General features: G+C 64.4%; 10 protein-coding genes. 4 read left to right on the top strand and 6 right to left on the bottom strand.

The features are described 5' to 3' along the window. The first annotated feature begins 5 nt into the window (after positions 1-5). Entirely contained in the window at positions 6-1,874 is a 1,869-nt protein-coding gene (recQ, locus tag AKN84_RS06030; RefSeq protein ID WP_050419838.1) for a DNA helicase RecQ, read from the top strand. A gap of 52 nt (positions 1,875-1,926) precedes the next feature. Here the strand turns inward: recQ and AKN84_RS06025 are convergent, their stop codons facing one another. Beyond that, positions 1,927-2,859, bottom strand: a complete 933-nt coding sequence (locus tag AKN84_RS06025) for a DUF1186 domain-containing protein (RefSeq protein WP_050419837.1) — start codon at positions 2,857-2,859, stop codon at positions 1,927-1,929. Between the two features lie 202 nt (positions 2,860-3,061). Between AKN84_RS06025 and AKN84_RS06020 the strand changes: the two genes are divergently transcribed. Together AKN84_RS06020 and AKN84_RS06015 are read left to right on the top strand one after the other, a co-directional pair. Beyond that, a complete protein-coding gene (locus AKN84_RS06020; protein ID WP_050419836.1) occupies positions 3,062-4,810 on the top strand; it encodes a flavin-containing monooxygenase in 1,749 nt (582 codons plus the stop codon). Positions 4,811-5,016: 206 nt separating this feature from the next. Further along, on the top strand, positions 5,017-5,958 hold the full coding sequence (locus tag AKN84_RS06015; RefSeq protein WP_050419835.1) for a metallophosphoesterase: 942 nt from the start codon (positions 5,017-5,019) through the stop codon (positions 5,956-5,958). A 124-nt stretch (positions 5,959-6,082) separates the two neighbouring features. On the opposite strand, the gene AKN84_RS50290 is transcribed toward AKN84_RS06015, so the two are convergent. The 4 genes from AKN84_RS50290 to AKN84_RS06000 all read right to left on the bottom strand — a co-directional run bounded on the left by AKN84_RS50290 (position 6,083) and on the right by AKN84_RS06000 (position 8,949). Then, positions 6,083-6,517 (bottom strand): trypsin-like peptidase domain-containing protein, encoded by a 435-nt coding sequence (locus AKN84_RS50290; protein ID WP_347337305.1) that lies wholly within the window; start codon positions 6,515-6,517, stop codon positions 6,083-6,085. Next, positions 6,484-7,350, bottom strand: coding sequence for a trypsin-like peptidase domain-containing protein (locus AKN84_RS06010; RefSeq protein WP_347337304.1), 867 nt, complete (start codon positions 7,348-7,350; stop codon positions 6,484-6,486). Before AKN84_RS06010 ends, AKN84_RS50290 begins: the two co-directional genes overlap by 34 nt. A 205-nt stretch (positions 7,351-7,555) precedes the next feature. Next, positions 7,556-7,801 (bottom strand): hypothetical protein, encoded by a 246-nt coding sequence (locus AKN84_RS06005; protein ID WP_244484968.1) that lies wholly within the window; start codon positions 7,799-7,801, stop codon positions 7,556-7,558. A gap of 134 nt (positions 7,802-7,935) precedes the next feature. After that, the gene (locus AKN84_RS06000) at positions 7,936-8,949 is read right to left on the bottom strand and encodes a 1-aminocyclopropane-1-carboxylate deaminase (protein ID WP_050419993.1); all 1,014 of its coding nucleotides are present in this window, start codon (positions 8,947-8,949) and stop codon (positions 7,936-7,938) included. Positions 8,950-9,109: 160 nt separating this feature from the next. Here AKN84_RS06000 and AKN84_RS05995 point away from each other — a divergent pair, with 160 nt between their 5' ends. Continuing rightward, a complete protein-coding gene (locus AKN84_RS05995) occupies positions 9,110-9,574 on the top strand; it encodes an Lrp/AsnC family transcriptional regulator (RefSeq protein ID WP_050419834.1) in 465 nt (154 codons plus the stop codon). Positions 9,575-9,616: 42 nt separating this feature from the next. On the opposite strand, the gene AKN84_RS50285 is transcribed toward AKN84_RS05995, so the two are convergent. Then, a complete protein-coding gene (locus AKN84_RS50285) occupies positions 9,617-10,606 on the bottom strand; it encodes a serine hydrolase domain-containing protein (protein ID WP_347337303.1) in 990 nt (329 codons plus the stop codon). Between the last annotated feature and the right edge of the window lie 21 nt (positions 10,607-10,627).

Here is a 10,627-nt window from a genome sequence, read left to right as displayed (position 1 = left end):
GGATCATGACCGCCCAGCCCGCCCTCGATCGTGCATCCGCTCTGCCCCGCGACGCGCGGTCCGTGCTCAGTTCCGTGTTCGGCCTGTCCGGCTTCCGCGGCGCGCAGGAGAAGATCGTCCGCCACGTCACCGACGGCGGCAATTGCCTGGTGCTGATGCCGACCGGCGGCGGCAAATCGCTGTGCTACCAGTTGCCGGCGCTGCTGCGCGACGGCTGCGGCATCGTGGTGTCGCCCCTGATCGCGCTGATGCGCGACCAGGTCGCGGGCCTCACCGAAGCCGGCGTCAACGCCGCAGTGCTGAACTCGACGCTGTCCTATGAGGAGGCCTCCGAGGTCGAGCGGCGGCTGCTCGCCGGCGATCTCGATCTGCTCTATGTCGCGCCGGAGCGGCTGCTGACGCCGCGCTGCCTCAATCTGCTCAGCCAGGCGCAGATCGCGCTGTTTGCGATCGACGAGGCGCATTGCGTCTCGCAATGGGGCCACGATTTCCGCCCGGAATATATCGGCCTGTCCGCACTCGCCGAACGCTTCCCCAAGGTGCCGCGCATCGCGCTGACCGCGACCGCGGACGCGCTGACGCGAAAGGAGATCGCCGAGCGACTGTCCCTCACCGACGCGCCGGAATTCGTCGCCAGCTTCGACCGCCCCAACATCCGCTACGAGATCGTCGACAAGCAGAATGCGACGACGCAGCTGAAGAACTTCATCAAGGAGCGGCATGCCGGCGACGCCGGCGTGGTCTATTGCCTGTCGCGCGCCAAGGTCGAGGATGTCGCTTCGGCGCTGAGCGAGGCCGGCATCCCCGCGCTGCCCTATCATGCCGGGCTCGATGCCAGCGTGCGCGCCCGGCATCAGGACCGCTTCCTCAATGAGGACGGAATCGTGATCGTCGCCACGATCGCGTTCGGCATGGGCATCGACAAGCCCGATGTGCGCTTCGTCGCGCACCTCGATCTGCCGAAGAGCATCGAGGCCTATTACCAGGAGACCGGACGCGCCGGCCGTGACGGCAAGCCGTCGGCGGCGTGGATGGCCTACGGCCTCTCCGACATCGTGCAGCAGCGCCGCATGATCGATGAATCCACCGGCTCCGACGCCTTCAAGCGCGTCTCGATCGGCAAGCTCGACGCACTCGTTGCGCTCGCCGAGACCGTGCATTGCCGGAGGCAGCGTCTGCTCGGTTATTTCGGCGAGACCCGCAGCGATGAAAGCTGCGGCAATTGCGACAACTGCCTGACGCCGCCGCGCGTCCGCGACGGCAAGGTGCTGGCACAGAAGCTCTTGTCATGCGTCTACCGCACCGGGCAACGGTTCGGCGCCATGCACCTGATCGACGTGCTGGTCGGGCGGCTGACCGAGCGGGTCAAGCAGTTCAACCACGACCAATTGTCGGTGTTCGGCATCGGCCGCGAGCTCAACGAGAAGCAATGGCGCGCGGTGCTGCGTCAGCTGGTGGCGATGGGCCATCTGCGCGCCGACAGCGACGCCTTTGGCGCCCTGAAGCTGACCGACAGCGCCCGCGGCGTGCTGAAGGGCGAGACCGCCGTGATGCTGCGCGAGCAGCCGGAAGGCGCGCGCAACCGAGCGGTGCGCAGCAAGTCGCGGCGCGGCGAGCTCGTGGCCGCGGCCGACAGCCCAGGCGGTGTCGCAAACCCGGCGCTGCATGCGGCCTTGCGCGCCTGGCGCTCGGACGTCGCGCGGCAGCGCGGCGTGCCAGCCTATGTGGTGCTGCACGATTCCACCATCGACGGCATCGCCGCGATGCGTCCGGATACGCTCAGCGACTTGCGCAACATCGCCGGGATCGGCGACAAGAAGCTCGAGCATTATGGCGACGAGCTGATCCGGATCGTGAAGGCAACGGCGGGCTAAGTAGCGACGCAACGATCGGCTTGCCATCAGCTCGATCGTGTCGTGTGCTGGCTCAGGGCGGATTGGCGAGACAGCACTTCTTGTATTTCTTGCCGCTTCCGCACGGGCATGGGTCGTTACGTCCGACGTGGCGCAGGGGATTTCTCACGGGCTCGGTGGGCATCCATCCCGCCTCGAAGTCTTCGTCGGCGAGTTGATCCGTGACGTCGTCGTATTCGGTCCATGCCAATGCATCGACGACATCTTCGATATAGCCGAGATGAGCTTCCTCGAAGCGGGTAACGTCCCTGGGACTCTGCTCGGCATCAGCGAGATCCTGCTCAAATTCTTCGTGTCGGGCCATCCATTCAGGGATACGGCCTTCATCGATAGCGCGGTGCACCAGCGGCGCCAGCTCGCGCAGCCCCAACAGGGCGATTGCCCGCTGCCAGCCGAACCAGGCCTGATCCTCGTTCTCAGCGAAGCCATCCTCATAAAATGCCACCAGCAGGCGCCGCATCCGCTCATCCGGAATGCTCCCGTTCCACGTGAGGAAAGTCGCCGCGCCGAGAATCTGTTCGCGGACGAACTGATCGATAGATCGATCCGCAATCGGGCTCAACAAGGCCTCGACATTACCATCGAACACGCCGGCAACGATGCTTGCCATGCTCTGCGTCACGACGTCGCCCAGCAGATCATCGAGTTCGGCTTCGGGTCTGCGTAGCAACCGGAGCAAGTCCCGGCAAACCTCCTTGTCGCGGCCGCCACCGAGAACATAAAGGCCACGAAACAGCAGTCCGACTTCGTCGTCGGAGAGCATTTCGCCATTCGCGGCCCGAGCGACCAGGGCTCGCAGCGGGGGCGCCGCCTCTTCCATCCTGAGCAGGCACATGCCGACGGCAAGGGCAGGCAGCCGCGGTTGAGTGGCGATTGCATCAAGGTAGTCTTCGATCGGCCCCAGATCGCCTTGGCCGAGGGCAGCCTCTAGTTCATCCTTCTTCATGGAACATAGCCCCTTGCTTGGCGACGAGAGCTTACACCCATGCTGCCGTACTGGACCACCTCCGTATCGGGCGCGGCATAGGAGCCATACCCCACGGGGCAACGCATGCGCTTGCGGGCGGCGGCGCAACAGCCCTAATCTTTTGTCCACCGCGTCCAACGAGGCGTGGCCAAGGCACAACGATAGAGGGAAGAGACGGACCATGGCTCAGGAGAGCACCGCGCGCACGACTGCGCGCCCTGCGGAAAATGGAACGTTCGATGCCGTAGTGATCGGCGCGGGATTCGCCGGCATGTACATGCTGCATCGGCTACGCGGGCTCGGCTTCACCGCCCGGGTCTATGAGGCCGGCGGCGGCGTCGGCGGCACCTGGTACTGGAATCGCTATCCCGGTGCGCGCTGCGACGTCGAGAGCCTGCAATATTCCTTCTCGTTCTCCGAGGAACTCGATCAGGACTGGAGCTGGTCGGAGAAATATTCTCCGCAGCCCGAAATTCTCGCCTACGCCAATCATGTCGCCGACCGCTTCGACCTGCGCAGCCAGATCGTGTTCGACACCCGCGTCACCGCGGCGACCTTCGACGAAGAGGAAGGCACATGGCTGATCGAGACCGATCGCGGCGACAAGGTCACCGCGAAATTCTGCATCATGGCGGTCGGCTGCCTGTCGGCGCCGAACCGTCCGGCTTTCCCCGGCATGGCGGATTTCCGCGGCCCGATCTATCACACCGGCGAATGGCCGCATCAGGGTGTCGATTTCACCGGCCTACGCGTCGGCGTCATCGGCACCGGCTCGTCGGCGATCCAGTCGATCCCGATCATCGCGCAGCAGGCCTCCGAGCTCACCGTATTCCAGCGCACCGCGACCTGGTCGGTGCCGGCATGGAACGAGCGGCTATCGGCGGAGTATCTGAAGGAAGCCAAGGCGCATTATCCGGAGCTGCGCGCGAAAGCGCGCGCGCGCCCGACCGGCTTCTATTTTCAGTTCAACGCCCAGCCCGCACTGCGGGCGAGCGAGGATGAACGCGAGCGGCTGTATGAGGAAGCCTGGCAGCGCGGCGGCCTGCCCTTCCTCGGCGCGTTCGGCGACCTCCTGTTCGAGAAGGCGGCCAACGACACCATCGCCGATTTCGCGCGGGAGAAGATCCGCGGCATCGTCAAGGATCCCGCCACCGCCGAGCTGCTGTGCCCGCAGAACGTGTTCGGCTGCAAGCGGCTCTGCGTCGATACCAACTATTTCGAGACCTATAATCTGCCGCATGTGAAGCTGGTCGACGTCTCGAAGACGCCGATCGAACGCTTCACGCGTGACGGCATCGTGGTTGGCGGCAGCGAGTACAAGTTCGACGCGATCGTTTCCGCCACCGGCTTTGCCGCCATGACCGGCTCGTTCGACAAGATCGCGATCACCGGCCGCGGCGGGCAGACGCTCGCCGAAAAATGGCGGGCCGGCCCGCGCGCCTATCTCGGCCTCGCCTCGGAGGGATTTCCGAACCTGTTCATGATCACCGGGCCCGGCAGCCCGTCGGTGCTCGCCAGCATGATCCAGGCGATCGAGCAGCATGTCGACTGGCTGGCGGATTGTCTCGGGCACATGCGCGATATCGGCGCCGGCACCATCGAGGCGGTGCGCGACGACGAGGATGCCTGGGTCGCCCATGTCAACGAGGTCTCCATGGTATCGCTGCGCTCGACCTGCAGCTCCTGGTATGTCGGCGCCAACATCCCGGGCCGTCCCCGCGTGTTCATGCCCTATATCGGCGGCTTCCCGATCTACGTGCAGAAATGCAATGAGGTGATGAACTCGGGTTACGACGGCTTCGTGCTGCAAGGCGGCCGCAACGGCAACGCGCCGCCGCAGGTCCGCTTCACCGAGCGCTGGCAGGTGCCGCTCGACATCGAGGTGATCTCGCCGGCCGCCGTTGCAGCCAGGCGTGTCCCCGTAGTCTGAGGCGCGATGAGATCGGGTCGAATCGTCATCGCGCCTTGGCTCCTTATTTGAGCATGATCTCCGCCAAACGCGTCCCGCGTTTGTCCCGAGGGAAAACCGCTGCGCGCTTTTCGGGATCATGCTTTGGCCTCGGCGGTATCCCCATCGGGATCGCGCATGGTAGTGTCGCGCCGGCCCGCGTCGCATCGCGGGCCGCACGGGGGACGATGGCCGACACGGCATTGCAGGGACTGGTCGAGCGGATCGGCGCGGATCACGTCGTGCGCCGGCTTGGGATCGAGGCCGCGCACGAGAAGCAGTTGATCGGCCAAGGCACGCTGGTGTTCAATGTCGAGAACTGGCGGCTGGCGCCGCGGATCGTCACGACGGCGCTCAAGCTGGCCGGCCTCCACGGCCGCGCGCGGCGCAATGCCGACCGGGTCGAGGTGCGGCGCAATCTGGTGACGTCGACGCGGCTGCCGGCGGCCTTCGACGGCTTCACCATCCTTCATCTCAGCGATCTCCACGCCGACATCAGCCAGGGCGCGATGCGGCATCTGGCTGACATTGTGCGCTACCTCGCCTGCGACATCTGCGTCCTGACCGGCGACTATCGCGGCAGGACGTTCGGCCCGTTCGAGACTAGCCTCGCGCTGATGAAGGATGTCTGCGCGCGCATCAAACCGCCGCTCTACGGCATCCTCGGCAATCACGACAGCATCCGCATGACGCCGGGACTGGAAGCGATGGGCATCAGGATGCTGTTCAACGAGCAGGAGCCGATCACACGCGATGGCGCGACCATCCATCTCGCCGGGATCGACGACGCGCATTTCTATCGCACCGACGACATCGCCAGGGCCGCCGCGGCGATCCCGCGCGAGGCGTTCTCGATCCTGCTTGCGCACACGCCGGAATCCTATCGCGAAGCGGCGGCGGCCGGCTTCGACCTGATGCTAAGCGGCCATACCCATGGCGGCCAGCTCTGCCTGCCTGGCGGCATCGCGATCAAGCTGGAAGCGCGATTGCCGCGCCGGATGGGCAAGGGCGCCTGGCGCTTCGGCGACCTCGCCGGTTACACATCGACCGGCGCCGGCACCAGCCTCGCGCCGGTGCGGCTGAACTGCCCGGCTGAAATTACGGTGCACACGCTGCGGCGGCTAGGGTAACTGGCGAGCTGCCCTGGCTACGAAGATGCGTAGGATGGGTAGAGCGCAGCGAAACCCATCGATCTCATGCGCGGAACGATGATGGGTTTCGCTTCGCTCTACCCATCCGAATTACTACGCGCTCCTACTTCGTATCGCCGCGCTTGCCCGCGGCCTGCTCGTTCACCTTGCAGACGATCAGGAGTGTGTATCCGCGCGCGTCCTTGGCGATCTCCGGCGTCTCCCGCTTTAACGAATCACGCCACTCGGCGGTTTGGTACTGCACCGCGCTGTTGTCGAGGAAGTCGCGCAACGCCCCGGTCTTGATCGCGAAATTGATGTTCTCCGGGATGGTTCCTGTTGCCCGCGCGACCGTGACAGCATCGAGCTTGGCCGCCACGACGCCGACCACACTGCCGCCGAGATCGAACAGCGGACCGCCGCTGTTGCCCGGCTGCACCGCTGCACTGATCTGCAGGAAGCGGGTATCGTTGAGAATACCGCTCAGCGAAGAGACGATGCCCGTGGTGACAGTGAAATCGGACGTCAGCAGCCCGTGATAAGGATAGCCGATCGCCACCACGCCATTGCCGACCGGAATGGGATTTTGCCTGATCTTGGCGACATCCTTGAACGCGCCGGCGCCTGCAGCAGCGCGAGATCGTTGGTTTCGTCGCCGGATACCAGCCGCAATTTCACCGGCGCCTCGCCGCTCAAATTGCCGGTGATCTCGCTGCAACCATTGATGACATGATGGTTGGTGACGACGTGCCCGCTGCTGCTGACCACGAAGCCGGTCCCAGTGCCGGACTTCGCCTGCTTCTGCGCCGGGTTCGGAGCCGCCTGCGGCGACGGCGCCGCTGCAGCCGCGGGCTTCGCCGCAACCGCGAATTCCCCGGCATTGGCAACGCCGTTCTTCTTGACCGAGACCACGCAGTTGAGCAAAGCGGGCAGCAATTGTCCGGTTTGATTCAGGTTGAACTGAAACAACTGTCCCTGCGCGAACGCGGTCATCTGGTGCGCCTTGCGGAACTGATTGATCAGGTTGGAGGTCACCGGCATCTCGATATTGACGAGCTGGGTACCGAGCGGCATGCCGTAGACATTGAACGCGGGCTGGCCGTCGAAGGTCAGCGCGAGGGGAAAGGCCTCGCCCGGCGTCAGACGCCAGCTCTCATGGGCAAAGCCCAGCCGCCAACTACCATTCGCGGTAATCGCCACCACGAAGTGGATGCCACTCTGATAGACCGTCCCCGCCGAGCAATGCGTGAATGCGCCACTTTTGTCGTCGGTGAAGGCACCGCCCTTCCAATTGCCGACCGTGATCGAGCCGTAGGGACCGCGCGCGTTCGAAGGAGTTGCGGACGCAAACAACCATGCGGTCACAACGACCGCCCAGACCACAATCCTCATGACGCGCGCTCCCCAGCCACAACCCATCATAGGAGGCGGAGAAATTCATCCGCAAGTGGTGCGCGGCTTGGCCTTTGGTCCTGCGGCCGCACAATACCGCCACGGATGAGACGATCGCCACACCCTCTGGTTACAGACCGCATGTTCCTATTTTGTTCCTAAGATGTCAACCCGGACACAATTCATCGGCTGCGCAAGGCCACCGCTATTGCGGCTCCCGGGCCGAAGACTGCGCGGGCGGGTTTGGTTCGCGGAACCAGTAGTGGGCTGCGAGGCCATGGACCCCGACGCCGATCAGGAAAATGCCGGCATACAGCTCGACCGCGTGATTCATCGCCAGCAGGCGGGCGCGAAGCACGGCGCCGTGACCTTGATAGGCCCAGAACCAATGCCCCACGGCGACGATGCCAACGCCGAGCGCGGCGAAGGCCCGGCCAGCCGCATTCAACATCCTCACGCGAAGGTCTCCCGAGTCGCCCGGCACGATGAAAATACCGGGCGAAACTGACGCGGACCTGAACGTAGGAAACGAACGTAGCCCGGATCAAGCGCAGCGTAATCCAGGCCTACCAAGCGTGACCAACCTCAGCCGTTGCGGAACGCGTAGGCGTAGCCGTTGAGCGCCGGCGCGCCGCCGAGATGGGCGTAGAGCACCTTCGATCCGGCCGGGAAGAAGCCCTTCTGCACCAGGTCGATCATGCCCTGCATCGACTTCCCCTCATAGACGGGGTCGGTGATCATGCCTTCCAGCCGCGCGCTGAGGCGGATCGCCTCCTTGGTCTCCTCGGACGGCACGCCGTAGGCGGGATAGGCGTAATCCTCGATCAGCACGACGTCATCCTCGACAATGTCGCGGCCGAGTTCGACCAGCTTGGCGGTGTTCTGCGCGATCGACAGCACCTGCGCCTTGGTCTGCACGGGCGTGAACGAACCGTCGATGCCGATCACGTTGCGCGCACGCCCATCGGCGGCGAAGCCGACCAGCATGCCGGCATGGGTCGAGCCGGTCACCGTGCAGACGATGATGTAGTCGAACTTGACGCCGAGCTGGCGCTCCTGCGCGCGCACCTCTTCGGCGAAGCCGACATAGCCGAGCCCGCCATATTTGTGCGCCGAGGCGCCGGCGGGAATAGCGTAGGGCTTGCCACCCGCTGCCTTCACTTCCTCGATCGCCTGCTCCCAGCTCTTGCGGATGCCGATGTCGAAGCCGTTGTCGACCAGGCGCACGTCGGCGCCCATCACGCGCGACAGCAGGATGTTGCCGACGCGGTCATAGACTGCGTCCTCATGCGGTACCCAGCTTTCCTGCACCAGGCGGCACTTCATGCCGATCTTGGCCGCAACCGCTGCGACCATGCGGGTGTGGTTCGACTGCACGCCGCCGATCGAGACCAGCGTGTCGGCGTTGGAGGCGATCGCGTCGGGGATGATGTACTCGAGCTTGCGCAGCTTGTTGCCGCCAAAGGCGAGTCCGGAGTTGCAATCCTCGCGCTTGGCATAGAGCTCGACCTTGCCGCCGAGATGCTTTGACAGCCGATCGAGCTTCTCGATGGCGGTCGGCCCGAAGGTGAGCGGATAACGCGCGAATTTTTCCAGCATGCCGGCGTCCTCGTTGGTGTCCTGAACGGCGGCCAGACCTATCACCCCGGGCGCGAAAGGTGCTCTCTAACTCGGGCCGGGCAATTATCGAAGATTGCTGGATTTGGCCTGAATGATATGTTTCCTTTCACCAGACCGAACAATGATGAGAGATTCTTCCATGTCCGCCCGGCTCGATCGCATCGACCTCAAGATGTTGAGATTGCTGCAAAAGAACGGCCGGCTCAGCAATGCCGAGTTGGCCGATCAGGTCGGCGTCAGCCCCGCGACCTGCCATCGCCGCACCCAGGCGCTGTTCGACGAGGGCTATGTCAGCGGTGTCCGCGCCATGGTGGCGCCGCGCAAGCTCGGCAAGGGCACGCTGGTCATAGTCGGCGTCGTGCTCGACCGCTCGACGCCGGAGAGCTTCGCGAGCTTCGAGCAGGCGGTGGCGAAACTGAAATGCGTGCTGGACTGCCATCTCGTTGCCGGCGATTTCGATTACTTCCTCAAGATCCGCGCCGGCGACATGGAGGATTTCAATCGAATCCATGGCGACCAGCTGATCGCACTGCCCGGCGTGCGGCAGACCCGCACCTTCTTCGTGATGAAGGAGGTGGTGGACAATGCGGCGCTGGAGTTTTGAGCCGAGGCAGACGGCAATGATTCATCCGCATCGCATCGCGCGTCAGCCGCCCGCCGCTCCTTCCGCTGCCCCCTCGCGTCCGTCCCTCGCCTTGCCGCGCAGCGCGACCTTGTCGCCGTCGTAGGTGAGCGTCCAAGTCCAGGCGTCGCCGAGCCCGACATATTGGAGATCGACGACTAGCGTTCGCTCGTCCGTCCACGCGCCCTTGACGGCGCGCACACCGAGGAAGGTCGGAGCGCTCTTGCGATAGAGGCCGTCGAGACCGATCGGTCCGTTGAGGTCGCGCCGTGCAGGATCGCCCGCGTTGGTTTCTACGACATAGCGCGGGTTCTCATCGGCAAGGAACAGCGTCAGTGTCTTGATACCGAGGTTGTTGTCGGGGAATTTGTAGGTGCGGCCCGAGATCACGGATGCGATCGCGGGCGGCGCGCCGACCTGCGTCGGCTTCTCGGTTGAGACGTCCGCAATCGCCTTCGCCAATTGTTCGGCCGCGGCCGGATCGGCGGGCAGGGCCTGGTCGGATTTGACGGCAGCGGAAATCTCGTCAGCCAACTTGCCGAACGAGCAGAAATTGCTCGCCGTCATGACGGCGACGATATCGCGCTCCGGCAGGACCATGATCACCTGGCAATGATAGCCGACCGTCATGAAGATGTGCTTGTCGGGAATGGTCCAGAACTGGTTGGCATAGCGCAGCTGCGGATCAAATCGCGCATTCATGTTCACGGTGGCATGGTTGACGGCATCGAGGAAATCCGCCGGCAGCAGCTGCTTGCCCGCCCACTCGCCGTTGCGCAGATAGAGATAGCCGATCTTCGCCATGTCGCGCGGCCGCATCATCAGGCCAAACCCGCCGATCGGGAGCCGTTGCGGATCGCGCCGCCAGAACGGCTTGATGATGCCGAGCGGGCCGAACAACCGCTCCTCGGCATAGTCGGCGGTGTTCTTGCCGGTGAGCTTGCTGACGATCGCGGACAACAGATGCGAGCCGCCGCTGTTGTAATAGAAGGTCTCGCCCGGCGCATGGGCCATCGGGCGTCCAGAATGAACTGG

It is taken from the genome of Bradyrhizobium tropiciagri, from assembly GCF_001189845.1.
In the GTDB taxonomy this organism is placed as follows: Bacteria; Pseudomonadota; Alphaproteobacteria; order Rhizobiales; family Xanthobacteraceae; genus Bradyrhizobium; species Bradyrhizobium tropiciagri.
The sequence above is the reverse complement of the archived record's forward strand: the minus strand, read 5'-3'. Positions and strand labels throughout refer to the sequence as shown.